23 protein-coding genes are annotated in these 20,484 nt (G+C 60.2%); 10 read left to right on the forward strand and 13 right to left on the reverse strand.

The features are described 5' to 3' along the window. Window positions 1-52: 52 nt before the first annotated feature. From tilS to ybgC, 8 genes are all read right to left on the reverse strand, one after another. On the reverse strand, window positions 53-1,378 hold the full coding sequence (gene tilS / locus JNB88_RS29980) for a tRNA lysidine(34) synthetase TilS (protein WP_220358634.1): 1,326 nt from the start codon (window positions 1,376-1,378) through the stop codon (window positions 53-55). 12 nt (window positions 1,379-1,390) lie between these two features. After that, entirely contained in the window at window positions 1,391-2,383 is a 993-nt protein-coding gene (ybgF, locus tag JNB88_RS29985; protein ID WP_220358635.1) for a tol-pal system protein YbgF, read from the reverse strand. 178 nt (window positions 2,384-2,561) lie between these two features. Continuing rightward, a complete protein-coding gene (pal, locus tag JNB88_RS29990) occupies window positions 2,562-3,092 on the reverse strand; it encodes a peptidoglycan-associated lipoprotein Pal (protein ID WP_037136888.1) in 531 nt (176 codons plus the stop codon). Between the two features lie 156 nt (window positions 3,093-3,248). Then, window positions 3,249-4,559: a Tol-Pal system beta propeller repeat protein TolB gene (gene tolB, locus JNB88_RS29995; protein WP_037136962.1), complete on the reverse strand. Its 1,311-nt coding sequence runs from the start codon at window positions 4,557-4,559 to the stop codon at window positions 3,249-3,251. Between the two features lie 22 nt (window positions 4,560-4,581). Continuing rightward, complete coding sequence (locus JNB88_RS30000; RefSeq protein WP_220358636.1) at window positions 4,582-5,718, reverse strand: hypothetical protein; 1,137 nt, start codon at window positions 5,716-5,718, stop codon at window positions 4,582-4,584. Window positions 5,719-5,726: 8 nt separating this feature from the next. Beyond that, complete coding sequence (tolR, locus tag JNB88_RS30005) at window positions 5,727-6,185, reverse strand: protein TolR (protein WP_037136890.1); 459 nt, start codon at window positions 6,183-6,185, stop codon at window positions 5,727-5,729. Between the two features lie 23 nt (window positions 6,186-6,208). After that, window positions 6,209-6,928, reverse strand: a complete 720-nt coding sequence (tolQ, locus tag JNB88_RS30010; RefSeq protein ID WP_037136891.1) for a protein TolQ — start codon at window positions 6,926-6,928, stop codon at window positions 6,209-6,211. A 435-nt stretch (window positions 6,929-7,363) separates the two neighbouring features. Beyond that, a complete protein-coding gene (ybgC, locus tag JNB88_RS30015; RefSeq protein ID WP_220358637.1) occupies window positions 7,364-7,819 on the reverse strand; it encodes a tol-pal system-associated acyl-CoA thioesterase in 456 nt (151 codons plus the stop codon). Window positions 7,820-7,938: 119 nt separating this feature from the next. Between ybgC and JNB88_RS30020 the strand changes: the two genes are divergently transcribed. From JNB88_RS30020 to JNB88_RS30050, 7 genes are all read left to right on the forward strand, one after another. After that, complete coding sequence (locus tag JNB88_RS30020; RefSeq protein ID WP_220358638.1) at window positions 7,939-9,159, forward strand: NAD-dependent epimerase/dehydratase family protein; 1,221 nt, start codon at window positions 7,939-7,941, stop codon at window positions 9,157-9,159. Continuing rightward, complete coding sequence (locus JNB88_RS30025) at window positions 9,156-9,986, forward strand: glycosyltransferase (RefSeq protein ID WP_220358639.1); 831 nt, start codon at window positions 9,156-9,158, stop codon at window positions 9,984-9,986. The genes JNB88_RS30020 and JNB88_RS30025 overlap by 4 nt, the downstream gene beginning before the upstream one ends. Continuing rightward, on the forward strand, window positions 9,983-10,867 hold the full coding sequence (locus tag JNB88_RS30030; protein ID WP_220358640.1) for an NAD-dependent epimerase/dehydratase family protein: 885 nt from the start codon (window positions 9,983-9,985) through the stop codon (window positions 10,865-10,867). The genes JNB88_RS30025 and JNB88_RS30030 overlap by 4 nt, the downstream gene beginning before the upstream one ends. 75 nt (window positions 10,868-10,942) lie before the next feature. Further along, the gene (locus JNB88_RS30035) at window positions 10,943-11,674 is read left to right on the forward strand and encodes a hypothetical protein (RefSeq protein ID WP_220358641.1); all 732 of its coding nucleotides are present in this window, start codon (window positions 10,943-10,945) and stop codon (window positions 11,672-11,674) included. A gap of 94 nt (window positions 11,675-11,768) precedes the next feature. Continuing rightward, window positions 11,769-12,356: a 5-formyltetrahydrofolate cyclo-ligase gene (locus JNB88_RS30040; protein ID WP_220358667.1), complete on the forward strand. Its 588-nt coding sequence runs from the start codon at window positions 11,769-11,771 to the stop codon at window positions 12,354-12,356. Window positions 12,357-12,358: 2 nt separating this feature from the next. Further along, window positions 12,359-13,183 (forward strand): TIGR00282 family metallophosphoesterase, encoded by an 825-nt coding sequence (locus tag JNB88_RS30045; protein ID WP_016557201.1) that lies wholly within the window; start codon window positions 12,359-12,361, stop codon window positions 13,181-13,183. Window positions 13,184-13,302: 119 nt separating this feature from the next. After that, on the forward strand, window positions 13,303-14,139 hold the full coding sequence (locus tag JNB88_RS30050) for an MBL fold metallo-hydrolase (RefSeq protein WP_220358642.1): 837 nt from the start codon (window positions 13,303-13,305) through the stop codon (window positions 14,137-14,139). 30 nt (window positions 14,140-14,169) lie between these two features. Here the strand turns inward: JNB88_RS30050 and JNB88_RS30055 are convergent, their stop codons facing one another. Then, complete coding sequence (locus JNB88_RS30055; protein ID WP_220358643.1) at window positions 14,170-14,673, reverse strand: pyridoxamine 5'-phosphate oxidase family protein; 504 nt, start codon at window positions 14,671-14,673, stop codon at window positions 14,170-14,172. A gap of 174 nt (window positions 14,674-14,847) precedes the next feature. On the opposite strand from JNB88_RS30055, the gene JNB88_RS30060 reads away from it, so the two are divergent. The 3 genes from JNB88_RS30060 to JNB88_RS30070 all read left to right on the forward strand — a co-directional run bounded on the left by JNB88_RS30060 (window position 14,848) and on the right by JNB88_RS30070 (window position 16,879). After that, the gene (locus JNB88_RS30060) at window positions 14,848-15,594 is read left to right on the forward strand and encodes a YebC/PmpR family DNA-binding transcriptional regulator (protein WP_037136904.1); all 747 of its coding nucleotides are present in this window, start codon (window positions 14,848-14,850) and stop codon (window positions 15,592-15,594) included. A gap of 220 nt (window positions 15,595-15,814) precedes the next feature. Beyond that, window positions 15,815-16,303, forward strand: a complete 489-nt coding sequence (locus JNB88_RS30065) for an invasion associated locus B family protein (protein ID WP_220358644.1) — start codon at window positions 15,815-15,817, stop codon at window positions 16,301-16,303. Between the two features lie 3 nt (window positions 16,304-16,306). Next, the gene (locus JNB88_RS30070) at window positions 16,307-16,879 is read left to right on the forward strand and encodes an SH3 domain-containing protein (RefSeq protein ID WP_220358645.1); all 573 of its coding nucleotides are present in this window, start codon (window positions 16,307-16,309) and stop codon (window positions 16,877-16,879) included. A gap of 20 nt (window positions 16,880-16,899) precedes the next feature. Here JNB88_RS30070 and JNB88_RS30075 read toward each other — a convergent pair whose 3' ends face one another. The 4 genes from JNB88_RS30075 to ctaD are packed head-to-tail and all read right to left on the reverse strand — an operon-like array spanning window position 16,900 to window position 20,463. Then, window positions 16,900-17,235, reverse strand: a complete 336-nt coding sequence (locus JNB88_RS30075; RefSeq protein ID WP_037136907.1) for a cytochrome C oxidase subunit IV family protein — start codon at window positions 17,233-17,235, stop codon at window positions 16,900-16,902. A 9-nt stretch (window positions 17,236-17,244) separates the two neighbouring features. Beyond that, window positions 17,245-17,970 (reverse strand): heme-copper oxidase subunit III family protein, encoded by a 726-nt coding sequence (locus tag JNB88_RS30080; protein ID WP_037136910.1) that lies wholly within the window; start codon window positions 17,968-17,970, stop codon window positions 17,245-17,247. A gap of 10 nt (window positions 17,971-17,980) precedes the next feature. Further along, window positions 17,981-18,691 (reverse strand): cytochrome c oxidase subunit 3, encoded by a 711-nt coding sequence (locus tag JNB88_RS30085; RefSeq protein WP_220358646.1) that lies wholly within the window; start codon window positions 18,689-18,691, stop codon window positions 17,981-17,983. Next, a complete protein-coding gene (gene ctaD / locus JNB88_RS30090) occupies window positions 18,688-20,463 on the reverse strand; it encodes a cytochrome c oxidase subunit I (RefSeq protein ID WP_220358647.1) in 1,776 nt (591 codons plus the stop codon). Before ctaD ends, JNB88_RS30085 begins: the two co-directional genes overlap by 4 nt. Between the last annotated feature and the right edge of the window lie 21 nt (window positions 20,464-20,484).

Raw genomic sequence — 20,484 nt, forward strand, 5'->3', positions numbered from 1 at the left:
TTGGCCTCTAACATAGGATTGCCTCAGGCGAATGCCAAGGCAAACTGGACCGTTAGATAGATTTTCCGTCAATAAGACCTAAAGGCGGTTTTGGATAGGGGCGTGTTCCAAAGGCAGCCGCAAGGCTCTGCGCGAACATGAAATCAAATCGTGTCAAAAAACGGTCGAAGGGCGAAAAATAGGGCGTGACCCTGACTTTCCCGGCAACCTCGCCTGGAACTCCTTTCCCTTCCGCATCGACTATACGTGGTGACACCGACCAGGCCCTTCTGACGACACCTCGAGGCAATTGACCGGCCGGCGCTTCCGCCACGCCCGCGACGATGCAGATCTTCGCCCGAGCGGCATTTTCTACCGCCAACCGGCCATCCCAGACACCGCTTGCGCCCGGCGCGAGCGTCAACGGCAGGATGCCCCGGTCTTCGCGCACCAGAAAGAGACCGTCGCGCCGAAGGTCGAAAACCACCCTCCCCGCCGTCATCCGTCCCAAGGCACCTTTCTCGATCAGAGCAAGCACATCGTCCATATGCTTGCGACCAAGGGCAAACGGCTGCCCTCCAAATACCGCAGCAAGGCGCGCAATGGCATAGCCCAGGATAGACCTGTCGGCGGCCAGCCCGCTCGGAACCAGCTGACCGATCATCGGAGAGTGAAGAACGAAATACTGATCCAACCACCGTGCCGCCAGCAAGCCACTGCTCGCACGCAGATCGCTCGCCTCGTTCGCTACGAGCGCCGCGTCCGCTTCTTCGGCCAAGCGCTGGCGCGTGCGGACGCGCTCGTACTTCGGATCGTCATTGCTCGGATCATCAACCCACGAAACCTGCCGCTCCCGAAGAAAATCACGGATCATCTCGCGTCCGCAGCCAAGTAGCGGTCGGGCGACCCACATGCGTCGATCGAACAGAACGAGGTCGGCTATGCCGGTGCTTGGGCGTTCCGAACGCCGCATACGCATGGCAAGCGTCTCGCGCTGATCATCCGCTGTGTGCGCGGTCACGACAATGTCAGCATTCAGGCCGTCTGCCGCATCGGCAAGCAGGGCGTATCGCGCCTCGCGCGCCGCCGCCATGATGCCTGTCTTCGGCTTGTGATTTTCCCAAACCTTGGTCAGGTGCGGAATATCGAGAGAGTTGCAGAGGGCTGCGACCTGGCGCGCCTCGTCGGCGGATTCTGGGCGCAACGCGTGGTCGACGGTCGCGGCGCAAAGTGAGAGTTGAGAATTGGGCATGGCCTTCAGGGCTTCGGCGAGGGCCAAAAGCAGGCCTGTTGAATCGCTTCCACCCGAAATCGCGACAAGGATGCGCGAGGGGCCGCTCAGCGAGGCAAGGAAACGGCGCGCTGCCGTCTCAAGCGGAAGGGGGCCGTCCGGGCACAAAACCGGAGGGCCTTAGCAGGCGAGACGCTTTTGCTCGCTGGCAACCTTGGTTATCACGGCACGCGAGGCCTTCGGATAACGCTTCGGGACCTCTCGCAGCGTGGCGCAAGCGGTTTCCGTATTGTCGAGCGCAGCGAGCGACATGCCGAGCTTCAGCAGCATCTCAGGCGCCTTCTCCGAGCTGCCATACTTCTTATGCGCATCCAGGAACGTCTTCGCGGCCTGGTTAAACTTGCCCTGTGAGTAAAGCGCTTCGCCAAGCCAGAAATTGGCATCGGCTGCGCGTGCACTGCTCGGATACTGAGCAATGTACTGCGTGAACTCCTCTTCCGCCGTCGAATAGTCGCCAGAAAGGACATGGCCATAGGCCGCCTTGTACTGGTCGGCCTCGCTGCCGAGCGAGGCAGTCTGCGACGAACGACCGGAATCCACGCCCGGAACTGGGCCGGATCCAACCGTAGCATCCTCGTTGACCGAACCACCGACTGGATTGCCGTTTTGGTCGAACTGCATCGAACCAAGCTGCTTGGGCGGCTGGCCGAGACCATCATTCGCGGGCACATCGGTCGAGGGAGCCGTTTCGGCTCCCTGCGGTGTCTCGATGATGCGGGCGACGTCATCACCGCCCCGAGCCGGAGGAGGCACATCGGCCTCGCTCTTCTTCATCGTCTTGGAGCTGCCGCCGGCGCTGCTACCGCCGCCCTTCTCCAGTTCCTGGAACCGGAATTCGTTGTCTTCCTGCGCCTTGCGGATCGTTTCCTGCATCTGCAGGAGCTGGAAGCTCATCTCCTCGATGCGGCCGTTCAGCTGACGCAGCTGCTCTTCCAGCTGCTGGACGCGAACTTCGGCGCCGCCGGCCTGCACGTTTACAATCGGTGCCTGCTGCTGCCGATCCGCAGCCCTGCCGCCGATCTGCCAACCGAAAAGCGAGGTCGCGTTCGCCGATTGGCCCGCGCCAGCCGCGGCCGCGAGGCACAGCATGCCCGCCACGACAAGTTTCTTCATATGGTTTGTCCTGTCCCTGTGATTCTTCGCGCCATCTGCACGAACGGGAGATTTTTACAATTGCTTTCAAAAAGCAACGGAAACCGGCCAAAGTGTGTTCAAAAAGAAAAGGCGGCCCGCAATGGAGCCGCCTTTCTAAATTGTAATATTTCCCGGCATTTGCTTGCCGGAGGGGCACTTACATGCCAGCGCCACCGAGAACGGTGACGGCGCGGCGGTTCTGCGACCAGCAGGAAATATCGTCGCAGACGGCAACCGGGCGTTCCTTGCCGTAGGAGATCGTCTTCATGCGCTGTGCCGGAACGCCACGCGAAGCGAGGTAGTCCTTGGTGGCGGCAGCACGGCGAGCGCCGAGAGCAAGGTTGTATTCGCGCGTGCCACGTTCGTCGGCATGGCCTTCGACGGTGATCGCATATTTCGGGTAACGGGACAGCCACTGGGCCTGACGGTCGAGCGTCTGGGCAGCGTCAGCACGGATCGACGTCGAGTCGGTGTCGAAGAAGATGCGGTCGCCGACATTGACCGTGAAGTCCTGAGCCGAACCCGGGGTCGCGGCACCGGCGCCAAGGCCGAGGTCGCCGGCGCTGTTGGCCATGTTCTTCTTGTTGGCGCAACCGGCCAGAGCAAGACCGGCGACAAGCGCGATCATGACGGGGTTACGGGCGAAATTCTGCATGCGGCTCATTGCCGGGGTGTGAATTCGGCTCATGGCCGGTCTCCTTGCGATTTGATTAAGGTTGCCGGACTGTAACCTCGTTGGGTTAATCGGCATTCAAGAATTATGGTTAACAAATGGTTGATTTGTCCCTCAGTCGCCCCAATCCGGGATCTTTGCGGCGACAAAAAGGCACATCCACAGGCATTACTACTCGAGAAGCGGCGACCAGGCCGGGTCTGAAGCGTAGTTCGGCGTCTTGATCAGCTGCTCGTTGTAACCTGTCAGGTCGATCGAGTAGAGCTGCGGACCACCGGCACCAGCGGCCTGGCGGAAGAACATGATAACGCGGCCATTCGGCGCCCAGGTCGGACCTTCGTTGTGGAAGCCCGTCGTCAGGATGCGCTCGCCCGAACCATCCGGCTTCATGACGCCGATCGAGAACTTCCCACCCGACTGCTTGGTAAACGCGATGAGATCGCCACGCGGAGACCAGACCGGCGTGGAGTAGTTGCCGTCGCCGAAGGAGATACGGGTCTGGCCGGAGCCATCCGCGTTCATGACGTAGATCTGCTGCTTGCCGCCGCGGTCGCTTTCGAACACGATCCGCCCGCCGTCCGGCGAGTAGGACGGCGACGTATCGATCGCGGCCGTCGAGGTCAGGCGCGTCGTGGTGCGCGAACGCAGGTCCATCGTGTAGATGTTGGCATTGCCTTCCTGCTGAAGGCTCATGACCACCTTCTGACCATCCGGCGAGAAGCGTGGCGAGAAGGTCATGCCCGGGAAGTTGCCGACGACTTCGCGCTGTCCCGTCTCGAGCTGCAGCAGGTAGACCCGCGGCTGCTGGTTGGCGAAGGACATGTAGGTGACTTCCTGACGGTTCGGCGAGAAGCGCGGCGTCAGAACGAGGTCGCTGCCGTTCGTCAGCATGCGGACGTTGTAGCCGTCCTGGTCCATGATGGCGAGCTGGCGCTTGCGCTCCTGCTTCGTACCGGATTCGGAAACGAAGACGACGCGGGTATCGAAATAGCCTTCCTCGCCGGTGATCTGCTTGTAGATCGCATCAGCGATGATGTGGGCCACACGGCGCCAGTTTTCAGGCTGCGTGTAGAACTGCTGGCCGGTCATCTGCGTGCCGGCAAACGTATCCCACAGACGGAACTCGGCGCGAAGCCGACCGTCGCTTTCCTGTGTCACGCGACCAGTCACGAGCGCCTGGGCGTTGATGACCTTCCAGTCCTCGAAGCGCGGAGCAGCATCCGGGTTGGAAATCTTCTCGATGAAAGCGTTCTTGTTGATCGGTGCGAAGAGGCCGGAGCGCTGAAGATCGGCGGCAATCACCTGCGAAACCTGAGCGCCCATGTCGCCCTGCAGGAAATCCGTGATCGCGATCGGCAGCGGCTCGACGTTCCCCTTGTTGATATTGATTTCGACAAGCGCGTTTGCGGGCGTGGCGACAACCGCAGTGGTTATCATGCCGACGGCGACCATCAGGGCGCGAATGAGGGAACACTTGGTCATTGAGGACAAGCCTTTCAGCATTTTAAAGGGCTAGATCGCTGGGGTCGAAATTGACGATGACTTCGCCCCAGGCGTCATATTTGTCTTTCGGAAGGTTCGTGAAGGGCGACGACTTCATGACGGCGCGCTTCGCTCCGCTCGCCAACGCCATGCGCGTCGCCTCGTTGGTACCGCCAACCGCTTCGACCTCAGGCGAGCCGATGATGTTGCCATCCGGGTCAAGCTTCATGTGAACCTTGATGCGAACGTCGCTGGCACCTTCCATCCCGGGAATAACCGACCAGTTGCCGGCAATCGCGCTACGCAAGGCGTCCATCTCGCTCATTGAAAGCTTGGAGCCGCCGGTGGCCTTCTTGGCACCGAGCGAAGCAACCTGGGTCGAGTTCTTGGCGCCACCGGGCGACGGGTCCTGCTTGTTCAGCAGCGCCGCAATGTCGTCGGCATTGAAGTCGCTCTGCTTGGAGGAGGCGGATTTGGCCTTCTCCTGCTTCTTGTCCGCCTTCTTCTTGTCCGTCGGCTTTTCGTCCGCCTTCGCCTGGTCCTCGGTCTTCTTCTCCGGGGGCTTTTCGGCAGGCTTCTGTTCCGGCGGCTTCGGCTGCGGCTTCACAACTGGAGTCGGGACCTTGTCCGGCAGCGCCTCAGCGTCCGGCTTCGGTGGCTCCGGCTGTTCCTGCGGCGTTTCCTCCGGCTTCGGTGGGGTTGGGGTCGGCGGGGTGATTTCGGGCTTCGGCGGCGTAATGGACGCGACCTGCTTCGGCTCGACGTCCGTCTCCTCCTTCATGATGTCCTTCACCTCATTGGGGACGGGATCATTCTGCGGAAGAGGCTTTTCGACCGCCTTCGGGGCAGCGGCGCTCTCGTTGTTGCTGGGCTTGGCGTTCGGGACCGGCGGCGTCTTGAGGTCGACCTTGTTCTCGCCCATGTTCTCGGCGTTTTCGACATTTGTCGGCTTGGAGGTCGGCTTCGGCGCCGGCTTTTCACTCGGCTTGGCCGTCTTGTCGCCCTGCTGCATCTGCGTCATTTCTTCGACAGGCACGAGGTCGACGGGCATCGCCTCGAAATCCTCGACCTTGAACTGCTCCGGGCTGCCGATCGAAACCAGAGCCCAGGCGAGCAGTGCACAGTGCAGCACAGCAGATGTGACGATACTGGCCTTCATAGCGTTCGCTATTGGTCCTTCTTCTCTTGCGTCACGAGGCCGATGTTCTTGAAGCCCGCACCCTGGATGCGCGCCATAACGTCGGCGATCACGCCGTAAGGCGCGGTCGAATCGCCGCGGACGAAGATGCGCTCATTGTAGCCGGTGGTCGCGATCGCCTCGAGCTTGGCGGCAATCTCCTCCGGCGGAATCGGGGTTTCCTGAAGGAATACTTCACCGCTGTTCTTGACGGAGATCGTGATCGGCTGTGTTTCGGAATTCAGCGCCTTGGCCTGCGTTTCCGGCAGGTCCACCGGCACGCCGACGGTCATCATCGGTGCTGCGACCATGAAGATGATCAGAAGCACGAGCATAACGTCGACGAGCGGCGTCACGTTGATTTCGGAGATTGCACCGCCTCTGTGGCCACCGCGACGACGACGGCTTCCACCGCCGCCTCCGCCACCGCTTGGAGCACCCATACCCATATCGTTGACTCCGTTTCCGTCGGTTACTGCGCGGCCTGACGCGGCTGCAGCTTTTCATCAATCTGGCGCGAAAGGATGGCCGAGAATTCGTCCGCGAACCCTTCCATGCGGGCAGAAAGCTTGCCGGCGTCTGCAGTGAACTTGTTGTAGGCGATAACGGCCGGGATAGCGGCGACAAGGCCGATAGCGGTAGCCAGCAGCGCTTCGGCGATACCGGGGGCAACGACCGCGAGGTTGGTCGACTTCGAACCGGCGATCGCCTGGAACGAGGTCATGATACCGACGACGGTACCGAAGAGACCGATGAACGGACCGGCCGAACCGATGGTCGCGAGCGACCCGAGGCGGGCGGAGAGATATTCGGATTCACGAGAGAGCGTGACGTCCATGGCACGGTCGATACGCATCTGCAGGCCGATCGGCGAGCGTGCGCCGCGTTCGAACGACTTCTTCCATTCGCGCATGGCGGCGACGAAGATCGAGGCGAGGCCCGTATTGTTGCGTTCCGACAGCGTGCGGTAAAGCTCTTCCAACGACTGGCCCGACCAGAAGACCTGCTCGAACTTGTCGAACTGGCGGCGCGCACGGCCAAATGCCAGATACTTGTCGATGACGATCGCCCAGGTCCAGACAGAGGCTGCGATAAGCCCGAGCATGACCAGCTTGACGACCAGACCTGCCTGCATGAAAAGCGACCAGAGACTGACGTCCGTGTGAGCCGCTGCCAATCCTACTTGTTCCATTGATCCAAAATCCCCGAATCCAAACGCCCGGCACTTGACCGGGCGGCACAAAGTGATCTCGCAAGAAGTGTCTGGCGGCCGCCGCCCAAAGCCCTGGTCAAGCTTCCAAGCTCTTATCGCCTTCCTTGCCGTCAATTTTGGTCAAAGGAAGGCGTGCACCGCACAAACTCTGACAATCCGAGTAAGACACTATTATGGTTAACAGTTCGTTAGCGCCGGATGATGACAGCGAAACTATCGGCGAAAGATGTATCCTTGGATTACTTGGTCAGATCTTGAGTCGATGACCAAAACAGCGCTCATCTTGCAGCGCGGAAATTCCTTCACACAAAACTCATGTTTATGCAAGCGCGGAATCGGCGTCTTTGCGGGCCTTGCGCTGTGAGCGGGTCGAATTGCCGCGGCGAATGCCCCACAGCCGAGCGGCAACATTCCTCACAATGGCTTGCTGCCTTCGAGGAACTTTTCCGCAAGCGTTTCCGGCAATCGGCGCGGCCGTGCTTTCGCGTTGATGACAGCAATGATGACCTTTGCCGCGATCAGCAGCGTTTCCCCGCGCCGGATTTCCTGCGTGAGCACCATCTTGGCCCCGCCGGCTTTCTCCGTGTGGGTCAGCACGGTCAGGATATCATCCATCCGCGCCGGTTGCTTGAAGTCGATCTCCATCCGGTGGACAACGAAGACAAGCCCCTCCTCGTCCGCATTGATGAGTTCCCGCTGCTCGACGCCGAGGCACCGCAGATAGTCGGTGCGGCCGCGCTCGAGGAAATGCAGGTAGCGCGCGTGATAGACAAGGCCGGAGAAGTCGGTGTCCTCATAGTAGACGCGCTGCAGGAGTCGGTGACCCGTTTCCGTGAGTTCGCCCGAAATCGAAAAACCGTTGTCCGCCATAATTTTCTCCAAAGTCACGCGCCCTCTTTGGCGGAAGACTTTCGGCCTTGCAAGCATTGAACAATTGTCACGCTTCCTAAGTAATTTTCGACAGAGACATTCAAGCAGGAGACGACACGATGAAGATTGCAGTGATGGGCGGGGACGGATTTATCGGCTGGCCGACATCATTGCATCTCTCTGACGCGGGGCACGACATCCATATCCTCGACAATCTATCGCGGCGGTGGATCGACACCGAACTGGGTGTGCAATCGCTGACGCCGATGGACTCGATCCAGGAACGCACCCGCATCTGGCACGCCGAAACCGGCCGGCGCATTCACTTCAACCTCATCGATCTCGCCAAGGACTATGAGCTGCTGAAGAAGTGGCTGGCGGAAAACCGCCCGGATGCGATCGTCCATTTTGCCGAGCAGCGTGCCGCCCCCTACTCCATGAAGAGCGATCGCCACAAGAACTATACGGTCAACAACAACGTCAACGCCACTCATAACCTCCTGAACGCACTTGTCGAACTCCAGCTCGACTCGCATCTGATCCACCTCGGCACGATGGGCGTCTACGGCTATTCGACGGTCGGGGCGGCGATCCCGGAGGGCTATCTGCCCGTCAGCATCGAGACGGCGAACGGCGAGACTGTCAGCCAGGAAATCCTCTATCCTTCCAATCCCGGCTCGATCTACCACATGACAAAGTGCCTGGATCAGCTGCTTTTCCAATTCTACGCCAAGAACGATGGCCTGCGCATCACCGACCTGCACCAAGGCATCGTCTGGGGCACGCACACGGAGCAGACGCGCCGCCACCCGCAGCTCATCAATCGCTTCGACTATGACGGCGACTACGGCACCGTGCTGAACCGCTTCCTCATCCAGGCCGCGATCGGATATCCGCTGACCGTTCACGGCACCGGCGGCCAGACCCGCGCCTTCATCCATATTCAGGATTCCGTGCGCTGCATCGAACTGGCATTGAAAAACCCACCTGCCCGCGGCGCCCGCGTCGAGATCTTCAACCAGATGACGGAAACGCATCGGGTACGCGATCTGGCGGAGATGATCGCCAGAATAAGCGGCGCCGAGATTGCGTGGCTACCGAACCCGCGCAAGGAGGCGCAGGAGAACGAACTGATCGTCAGGAACGAGAAGTTCCGCAACCTCGGCCTCGAGCCGATCACCCTGCAGGCAGGGCTTCTCAGCGAAATCGTCGACGTCGCGAAGAAATTCGCCTATCGTGTCGATCGGTCGCGCGTCCCCGCGGTTTCCGCCTGGACGAAAGACATTGCCGCGACGATCAACTACGATCCGGAAGGCACGAGGCTAAAATCGGTTTCATGAGAGAGCCCCCGCCGCTGCGGCACGCCTACGTCACTCTTGTCACCAACAACGACTACGCGATGGGCGCAAAGGCACTCGCGACATCATTGCGCCGCACCGGCACTTCCGCCGACATCGTCGTCCTCCATACGGCGGGCGCCGATCAGGGCCACCTGTCCCCGCTCCTGCAATTCGGCTGCCGGCTCGTGCAGGTCGATCATCTGCCGCTGTCGGCTGAATTCAACGAGCGCCACGCTCGATCCAACCTGCACGCCAGCGCCCCCTTCACGAAGGGACGTAAGCCGGCGTTTCACTCGCCGCTCGATAATTTCTGCAAGCTGCGCCTATGGGAGCTGACCGAGTACAGCAGCTGCGTCTTCATCGACGCGGATGCGATCGTGCTGCGCAATATCGACAAGCTCTTCCTCTATCCGGAGTTCTCCGCCGCCCCGAATGTCTACGAGACCCTGGCCGACTTCCATCGAATGAACTCAGGCGTGTTCGTCGCTCGCCCATCCGGTGATATGTTCGGGCGGATGTTGGAGCGACTGGACCAGCCTGACATGTTCTGGAAGCGGACAGATCAGACATTTCTGCAGGCTTTTTTCCCGGATTGGCACGGACTGCCGGTCTATTTCAACATGCTCCAGTACGTATGGTTCACCATGCCCAAGCTTTGGGACTGGCGAAGCATTTCTGTCCTGCACTACCAGTACGAGAAACCGTGGGAGACGAATCACCCCAAGGCCGAGAAACTCCGGCCGCTGATCGACCTGTGGCACGCATTCTATGCCGGCGATGATCTGCCGGATATCTCGGCAATGGCCAATCCGGAAGAGGCAGCATGAAGGTACTGGTATCGGGGGGAACAGGTCTCGTCGGACGCTATATCGTCGAGGAACTGCTCGCCGCCGGATATACTGTGATCATCGGCGGCCGCCACGCACCTCTGCCGCGCTTCTTTTCGCGCCCCGTCGAATTCGCCCCGCTCTCGCTCGATCCGGCGCGCGACCATATCGAAGCCTTCGACGACGCCTATTTCTTCGTGCACTGCGCCTTCCACCATCTGCCGGGAAAATACCGCGGCGGTGAAGGCGATGATCCCGCGACCTTCAGACGCTTCAACCTCGACGGCAGCGTCCGGCTCTTCGAAGCGGCCAAGCGTGCAGGCACGCGGCGCTGCGTCTTCATTTCCAGCCGCGCCGCCTATGGCGAGCACACGCCGGGAACCATGCTGACGGAGGGAATGCCCGCCAAACCCGAGACCCTCTACGGTCAGGTCAAACTGGATGCGGAGCGCAGCCTGGCGCATCTTGCAGCGCCGGGTTTTGTGACAGCGAGCCTGCGACTGACGGGGGTTTACGGCAACCTTCGCCCCAACAAGTGGGATAAGCTGATCGAAGACTACCTCGCAGGCCGCCCCCTGCCCTCACGAGCGGGAACCGAAGTCCACGGGCAGGATGTCGGCAAGGCCGTGCGGCTGATGCTCGAGGCCGAACCAGCACGCATCTCGGGGGAGACCTTCAACGTCTCGGACATCGCCCTGGATAGCTGGGATATCCTGGAGCCCATCCGCTGGGAACGCGACTGTGTGAACAGGCTGCCGCTGGCTGCCGACAAATCGGTGCTCACTCCAATGGATACTGCAAAAATTCGCGCGCTCGGTTGGTCGCCAGGCGGGATGCCTTTGTTCGAGGAAACGATGCACGCGCTAGCCACAGGCAAATAGCGCCGGGCAATCGGCACAGGCCCACGCAAGCCTGAAGTTGCAGACTTCCACGGACAGTGCAATCCGGAGGATAGTATGCAAGCCAGTTCCGCATCCGCGCTCAACATCCTGCGCAACGTCTATTCGGCCGATAACCTCAACACGTCGACCGACAGCACCGGCAGCGTGCGCCTGAAGATACTTCAGAATTCGGCGAAGGCACTGGAAAGCCTGCGCGAAAACATGACGACATCGGCCGAAGCGGCCAAGAGCCGCGCGGCGCGCAAGCTCGAGGAAGCCAAGCAGCAGTTGGAGATGCTGAAGAGCGGTGGCTACCCGCCTGAGGTCGTGGCACGACTGGCGGCTGAACTTGCCCATAAGATCAGCGCCGCGGCGGCGGAATTCGCCTCCGCGGTTGCAGCCAGCGCAACGAACATCGCGTCTGCGGCAAATGCTGCCGTTGCGGCCACCGATACGGGAGCGCCCGAAACGGATGTCGCAACCGATGCGACCACCTCAGCCACAACAATATCCTCGGAAGATACCACGAGCAGCACTGCGGAGGCGGACGAACCTGACGGCGCGACGCCGGCGCGCAACGCCTACCAGAGCATCGTTGAAGATGGCAAACAGGCATCCGCCGGCATCTCAGCCGAGGATCGCAAGACGATGGAAGAGTTCAAGTCCATCCTGCAGGAAGTTCGTCACCTGATGGACAAGGCAATGCGCGACCTGCGCGCCGGAAACACCCAATCGGGTTCAGGCATGGCCTATCCGCTCGATGGAGAGGCTGGCAACTCGGCCATACCGAGCAGCATCACGATCTGACATTTCTGGCTCGGACAGGCCGGCAAAGGTCGCATAGTCCCGTTGAAATGCTCAACAGGCCCACTATGGTCTGCTGAAAACAGCGATGGACCGCATGACTCTGAAAGAACTGAAAGCCGAAATGCGTGCCGGACGGCTCGCGCTACGCGACGCGATACCGGAAGACGTTCGCATCGAGATGAGCCTCGCCATGGCCGAGCATGCCGGTGAGGCAGTTGCCTTCGAACCCGGCACTATTGTCTCAGGTTTCCTGCCTATCCGCTCAGAAGCTGACATCCGGCCGCTTCTCGCCCGCTTCCAGGCACGTGGCGCACGCCTGTGCGTGCCCGCCATCCTTGATAAGCAGACGATCGTGTTTCGAGAGCTCGTGCGTGGCGCACCGTTGGTCAACACCGGCTTCGGCACCTCGGGGCCACCGGCGGATGCCGCCGTGCTCGATCCCGAGATCATGCTGGTGCCCCTCTCCGCCTTCGACAACCGCGGCCACCGCATCGGCTACGGCGCCGGCTATTATGACCGTGCCATCGAGCGTTTGCGGCAAAAAGGCCTGCATCCCAAGCTGATCGGCATTGCATTCGACTGCCAGGAAGTGGCACATGTGCCCGACGAGCCGCACGATGTCAGCCTGGACGCCCTTCTGACAGAAAGCGGGCTGCGCTTTTTTGCCTCTTGGATTGGATAGCAATGCGACTGCTTTTTCTGGGTGACATGGTGGGTAAGACCGGACGCACTGCCGTCTGGAACCGCCTCCCCGGCCTCATTTCCGACCTGAAGCTCGATTTCGTCGTGGTCAACGGCGAGAACGCCGCCGGCGGTTTTGGCATCACCGAGGATATCTTCCTTGAGACGATCAACGCCGGCGCCGATGTCGTCACGACAGGCAACCACGTCTGGGATCAGAAGGAAGCGGTCGCCTTTGCCGGACGTCACGACCAGTTCCTGCGACCCGCCAACTACCCACAGGGCACTCCCGGCCGCGGCTCAGGGCTTTTCTATGCCCGCAACGGCGCACGCGTCCTTGTCGCCAACGTCATGGGCCGGGTCTTCATGCATCCTGAACTCGACGACCCCTTCAAGTCAGCCGAGGCGATCCTGGATGCCTGCCCCCTCAAGGAGCAGGCGGATGCGATCATCTTCGACTTCCATGCAGAAGCGACGAGCGAGAAACAGTGCTTCGGCCATTTCGTCGACGGCCGCGCCAGCTTCGTCGTGGGCACCCACACGCATGTGCCGACGGCCGACCACCAGATCCTGAATGGCGGCACCGCCTATATGTCGGACGCCGGCATGTGCGGCGACTACGACAGCTCGCTCGGCATGGACAAGGAGGAGCCGCTCAACCGGTTCATCTCCAAGATGCCGAAGGGCCGCATGGAAGCGGCTACCGGTCCTGCCACGATCTGCGGCGTCGGCGTCGAGATATCGGATGCGACCGGGCTCGCTGAGAAGATCGCTCCGCTGCGCCTTGGTCCTCGCCTTGCCGAGACCATTCCGGAGTTTTGGCGCTAGCGTAGGCAGGTGCCCGCCATGACGCAAAAGTGAGCAGCGGCTCCAGATTTCAACTGGACCGCTGCGGCGCCTTGCCGCATCCTCCCGAGCCTACCCGTGAGAGCGCTGGAGGAAGTGGCATGAAGCCGCGTTTTCTTGTTTTCGCAATCGCCTGCCTGATGGTCCTGGTTGCCGCGGAAGCAGCCGTCACCCAGGAGGAACGCCGAAACGTCAGCCAGTGCCAGGCAATCGCCCAGTCGGTGCCGCAAGCGACCTTCGTCAGTTTCTCCGGTCAAGCAACCGTTGCCGTCACTGGCACCACCGACGGAACGGTGACAATGACCTACATCGGGCATTCCACTTTCCTTATCGAAACGCCGGGTGGCGTAACCATCGCGACCGACTACAGCGGCTGGTATTCGCCGCCACGTGTACCGATGGTCGTCACCATGAACCGCGCCCATTCCTCGCACTATAGCTTGGTGACCGACCCCGCCATCAAATACGTACTTCATGGATGGAGCGACGTGCCGGGCGAAAAGGCCAAGGTCAACCTCGTGGTCGGCGATACCTACATCCGCAACGTCACGACCGATATCAGGGGCGGCTTCGGCGCGCAGCAGCAGGATGGGAACTCGATCTTCATCTTCGAGGTGGCCGGCCTCTGCATCGGTCATCTCGGCCATCTCCACTATGAACTGACCGAAGCGCACTATTCCGAGATCGGCAGGCTGGATGTGGTCATGGTTCCGGTGGACGGAGGTCTCACAATGGGCTCAGACAGCATGAGCCGGGTTATCAAGCGCCTGCGCGCCTCCCTTATCCTGCCGATGCATCAGCCAAGGCCGCTGCCAAGTTTCCTGTCGATGTTCGGCCCCGATTTCGACATCAGCAATGCTCCGACGAACACGATCACAGTTTCCCTGCAGACCTTACCGAAGAAGCCATTGATCTTCGTCGCCAGCGGCATGCAGTAGAAGACCCGGCTGGCACCGGGTCTGCCATTCCTAGGCAAATTGCAGATGCTGCCGGATGCCGACGTCGGGCATCTTGTCGTCATCGAGATTGGCCTTGGCGATTTCCCAGCCGAACTTCAGTTTGCTCCCCGTCGAAACCCAGATCTCGGCATCGTCGACGTGCATGGCAAGCATTGTCAGTTTCGGATCCTTCTTGCCGTCCTCATACCAGGCGGCGACGACGGAGTTCCAAAATTCATCGATCTTTGACGGATCCGGCCGCACCTCGATCTTGCCGGCGAGGCATGCGTGATAGTCGTGATCCTTGCCGACCACGCAGAAATGCGCTCTTGTGCCCGGCTTGATGGCACGCGCGATCTCAGCATCAGATTTCGTGTAGAACCATATCGTGTTCGTCTTCGGGTCGGCATTCGGCGCCATCGGCTGCATATGCATGTCCGCTCCATCCACGCCGAGCATTCCCGCATGAATGTCGTTCACCTGATCCCAGAGATGGCGTGCCGGGTGTTCCCGCGCCTCGTTGAAACTAGCCATAGCACTTCCTTCCTTTTCGAGGGTCCGTGCTTTGAAACGCCAGCTTCCAGCCTTTGTTCCGCCATTCCGGGTGCGGACACGACTGGCGGAACGAAGCCGTTTTCCCTTGAATACGGCCGATTTCGCTCTTATAAGGCGGCCCATTCCTAACAATAAGACGTGAACAGGGGTGCCATGGCTGGCCATTCACAGTTTAAAAACATCATGCATCGCAAGGGCCGTCAGGATGCCGTGCGATCGAAAATGTTCTCCAAGCTCGCACGCGAAATCACCGTTGCCGCCAAGGCCGGTCTACCCGACCCTTCGATGAACGCGCGCCTGCGCCTGGCGATCCAGAACGCCAAGGCTCAGTCCATGCCGAAGGACAACATCGACCGCGCCATCAAGAAGGCAGCCGGCGCAGACGGCGAGAACTATGATGAAGTCCGTTACGAGGGTTATGGCCCGGGCGGCACCGCGATCATCGTCGAGGCCCTGACCGACAACCGCAACCGCACCGCCTCCAACGTCCGCTCGATCTTTACGAAGGCCGGTGGCGCGCTCGGCGAAACCGGCTCGGTTTCCTTCTCCTTCGACCACGTCGGCGAGATCACCTACAAGCTTGCCGCGGGCGATGCCGACAAGGTGATGGAAGCTGCCATCGAAGCCGGTGCCGACGACGTCGAAACCGATGAAGAAGGCCACTACATCACGACCGGCTTTGAATCGCTGAGTGAGGTCGCCAAAGCCCTCGAAGCCACACTCGGCGAAGCGGAAACCGTCAAAGCCGTCTGGCGCGCCCAGAACAACGTGCCTGTCGACGAGGAACGCGCTCAGTCGCTGCTGAAGCTCATTGACAGCCTCGAAGACGACGATGACGTTCAGAACGTCTACTCGAATTTCGAAGTTGACGAAGAAGTTCTGGCCAAGCTTTCGGCCTGATTGATCTCCCGCATTTCCTGCAAAGCCGGCCGTGGAAACTCGGCCGGCTTTGCTGTTTTTGCCCGCCTGTTCACATCCACCGATCGATCGGTCACACGTTCGTTATCCCCGGCCCGCCATTAATATCTCGGTAACCCTCTCCGACTTGAATGCGGCGCGTTCGCTCCAGCCGGTCTGTCCCAGGCCAGCGTCTCTCACACTCTCGGCGGGGAAAAATGCCATGAAAAGAACAGCTCTCCTACTCTCTCTCACAGTCGTCGGCACGTTTTCCGCCAATGCGCAGCCGACAATGGTCAAGCAGTTCGAGGATTGGGGTGTCTATTCCTACAGCAAGGGCGGGGAGACGGTGTGCTATTTGCTGACAGTCCCGACAACCAAGCAACCGGCAAGCGTCGATCACGGCACCAACTTCTTCGTCATCGGTCAGGCGCCGGGCGCAGGATACGAACCGCAGGCAATCATGGGCTACGAATTGAAGCCGGGATCGCGGGTGAAGGTCGCAATCGGCGACAAGACGTTCGCGATGTTCACCAGAGGCAAGTCTGCCTGGGTACTCGAAGAGTCTCGCGAGCCCGACGTCATCAGCGCCATGCGCTCCGGTAGTGACATGACCGTCGAAGCGGTCTCCCAGCGCGGTACGGCGACCACCTATACCTACTCCTTGAACGGGGTGACCGCAGCTCTCAAGCGCATGGCATCCTGCAACTAAGCCATGACATCTCATCGATACTGCACGGCGCGTCGGATCGGCGTGCTGGCTGCCGGCTGCCTGCTCGGTGTGATTTACTCCAACTCTTCCTTTGCCAATCCAGCCCCGCAGCAGTCGATCAGGTCCGACGGCTCGCCGGGGGGCGAAACGGGGCTTCGCGTGCCCCGTTTCGTTTCCTTGAAATCGAGGGAGGCACGCATGCGTGTCGGTCCCTCCCTCGATTACGCAACGCAATGGATCTACCGGGTGCCAGGTCTGCCGTTGGAGATCATCGCCGAATACGACAACTGGCGTCAGGTGCGGGATTGCGATGGTGTTTCCGGATGGATGCATCGCGCCCTGCTCTCCAGCAACCGGACCGCCCTGATTGGTCCGTGGATCACCTCGCCGGTACCAGTCCGCACCGCACCGCGCACTTCGGCCAGCACCGTTGCAAAGCTTGAGCCCCGTGTCCGGCTTGCCGTTCGCTCCTGCGACGGAACCTGGTGCCATGTCGAGATCACCGGCCATGATCTCGATGGCTTCATCAGGCAGTCTGCCCTGTGGGGTGTCTATCCTAACGAGAAGGTGATGTAGCCATTCCCTGATTGCACCAGTCAGGAACCGGCACCGCCGAGGAAAGTGAGCCTCGTAAAGATCGTATAGTGGGACTCGGATACCATCATCGCCACGAACACCAGCACCAGAAGCGGTGGGAGCAGTATTGCGTAGACGAGTGCCAGCCTTTCCCAGGCCATATGCATGAAGACGGCAACGATCAATCCCGCCTTCAGCATCATGAAGATGATGATGAGCGTCCAACGTGGATAGCCCTGGATGCCGAAGTAGTCCACCAGGTAAGAGAGGGTGCTGAGGACGAACAAGAATCCCCATACGACGAGGTATAGCCGGATCGGATGCTGCTGGGCGGAATGCGCTTGTGCCTGTGCCATGATGCAACCTCACCACAAATAGAAGAACGCGAAAATGAAAACCCAGACGAGGTCGACGAAGTGCCAATAGAGGCCCATGATTTCGACGATCTCATAGTTGCCCTTGCGGCTGGTGAAAAAGCCTCGCCGGCCGGTGTCGAAGTCTCCACGCAAGACCTTGCGCGCGATAATCAGCAGGAAGATCACCCCGAAGGTCACGTGGGTCCCGTGAAATCCGGTGATCATGAAGAAGGATGATCCGAACTGTGCCGCACCCCATGGGTTTTCCCAGGGGCGCACGCCTTCTGTGATCAGCTTCGTCCATTCGAAGGCCTGCATTCCGACAAAAGTGGCGCCAAGGATCGCGGTCAGAAACATCAGCGCTGCCGTCTTCCCTCGCTCGCGGCGATAACCGAAATTGACCGCCATCGCCATCGTGCCGCTGCTGCTGATAAGAACAAAAGTCATGATCGCGATCAGGATCAGGGGAACGTTCTGGCCACCGATGTGAAGCGCAAAGACCTCGCTTGGATTGGGCCATGGAACTGGCGTCGACATTCGCGCGGTCATGTAGGCAAGCAGGAAACAGCCAAAGATGAAGGTGTCGCTGAGGAGAAAGATCCACATCATGGCCTTTCCCCAGGACACGTTCTTGAAGGCCCGTTGGTCCGAGGCAAAATCGGCCGCGACCCCACGCAGACCTCCGGGAGGATGTACCGCTACATCGTCAGTTTCCATTCGGGTCAGTTCAGCCATCGTCTACCCCTTAGGAAACGAGTTGGCGGCAAAGGTCGACGAAGTCGTTCGCCAAGCCGGTGAAGAGCGCGAAGAGGAGCAGCCACACGACGAGCATGAAGTGCCAGTAGATGGCGCAAAGCTCGATGCCGAGGCGCAGCCGGGCTGAAGGCGTGGTACCGCCCGCAAGCAGTCTCACTCGCGTCCGGGCGAGGACCGCCAGTCCGCCCAAAATGTGGAGACCATGCAGTCCAGTCAGCATGTAGAAGAAGCTGTTTGCCGGATTAGCGGCCAATACATACCCCGCCGCAACGAGTTGCAGCCAGGCGACGATCTGCCCCGCGAGAAACAGCACCGCAGTCGCCAGCGCCGCGTCAAGTCCCAGCCGCACGCCCTCATCGACGCCGCGCCTCGCTTCAATCACAGCCCATTGCAGCGCTGCACAGCTGCCTATTAACACCGCTGTATTTACCCAAAGAAGCCGGGGGATGGGGATCGCCCACCAATCCGCGCCGCTCATCCGCGCAAGATACGCACTGGCCAAAAGAGAAAAGAGAGCCCCGACCACCGCAAGGAATATGCCTAGGCCAATCTTCGCCGCGGGGGCGGGCTGTTTTGCCGGCATCTGGATATCGTCGAGCGTACCGACTTCCATCCATGGCTTCGACATCAGCCGTTGTCCTGACATCCACCAGATGACGATAGCGGCGACACCTGCGAGAAAAACGAGAACGACGCTCATGCCGGAGCCCTCGCCAAGCCCACCGTCGGTGGCTGGTTCTGCGGTATGAAGTCTTCTGCGGCACCGGGAACGCTATAGTCGTAGGCCCAGCGGTAGACGACGGGAAGGTCCTTGCCCCAGTTGCCGTGAGCGGGCGGCGTCTGAGGTGTCTGCCATTCCAGCGTCGTCGCGCGCCATGGGTTGCCGCCAGCATCGCGACCGTGGAACAGGCTCCAGACAAGATTGAACAGGAACACCAGTTGCGCCGCCCCGACAACCAGCGCCGCGACCGAAATGAACATGTTCAAGTCATGCACGGAAGGCGGAATGAATACCGTTTCGCCAAGCTCGAAGTAGCGGCGCGGTACGCCGACCAGGCCCACATAATGCATGGGGAAGAAGATTGCGTAGGCGCCGATGAAGGTAACCCAGAAATGGATCCGTCCGAGAACCTCGTCGAGCATCCGCCCGGTAATCTTCGGGTACCAATGATAGATGGCACCAAAGACCACCATGATGGGAGCGACACCCATCACCATATGGAAGTGCGCGACCACGAACATCGTATCTGACAGCGGCACGTCAACCACGACGTTGCCGAGGAAGAGCCCCGTCAGACCACCATTGACGAAGGTCACGATGAAGCCGATGGCAAACAACATGGGGAGCGTCAGGTGGATGTCTCCGCGCCACAGCGTCAGCACCCAATTGTAGACCTTGATCGCGGTCGGCACGGCTATGATCAGCGTCGTCGTTGCGAAGAAGAAGCCAAAGTTCGGGTTCATGCCGCTGACATACATGTGATGCGCCCAGACGATGAAGCTTAGCGCCCCGATGATCACGATGGCCCAGACCATCATGCGGTAGCCGAAGATGTTCTTGCGCGCATGCGTGCTGATAAGATCGGAGACGATGCCAAATGCCGGGAGCGCAACGATATAGACCTCCGGATGGCCGAAGAACCAGAAGAGGTGCTGGAAGAGGATCGGACTGCCGCCGTCGGATTTCAACTGCTCACCCATTTCGACAATGGCAGGCATGAAGAAACTGGTGCCGAGCAGTCGGTCGAACAGCATCATGACGGCGGCAACGAAAAGCGCCGGAAAAGCGAGCAACGCCATGACGGTCGCGGTGAAAATACCCCAGACCGTCAGCGGCATCCGCATCAGCGTCATGCCACGCGCCCGCCCCTGCAGGACAGTCACCACATAGTTCAATCCACCCATCGTAAAGCCGATGATGAAGATGATCAGCGAAGACAGCATCAGGATGATGCCCCAGTCGCGCCCACCAGGCGTACCCGATGTCAACGCCTGCGGAGGATAGAGCGTCCATCCCGCGCCCGTCGGTCCGCCCGGCGCGAAGAAACCCGCGACGAGAACGATGACGGCAAGCAGATAGAGCCAGTAGCTCAGCATGTTCGCATAGGGGAACACCATGTCGCGCGCGCCGACCATCAGGGGGATGAGGTAGTTGCCGAAGCCGCCGAGGAAGAGCGCGGTCAGCAGATAGATCACCATGATCATCCCGTGCATGGTGATGAACTGATAGTAGTGATCGGCGTCGATGAAGGAGAAATAGCCAGGAAATCCAAGCTGCAGGCGCATCAGCCAGGACAGAACGAGTGCCACAAAGCCGATTGCGAATGCTGTCAGGGAATACTGGATGGCAATGACCTTGGCATCCTGGCTGAAGACATACTTCGTCCACCAGCTCCTGGGATGGTAGAGTTCGACATCCGCCACTTCGGCAGGCGGAATAACGTCGTCGGCACTGGTTGGAATATCAACCATCGCATGCTTTCCTTCCTCCTC

The organism is Rhizobium cauense, assembly GCF_019511525.1.
GTDB lineage: Bacteria > Pseudomonadota > Alphaproteobacteria > Rhizobiales > Rhizobiaceae > Rhizobium > Rhizobium cauense.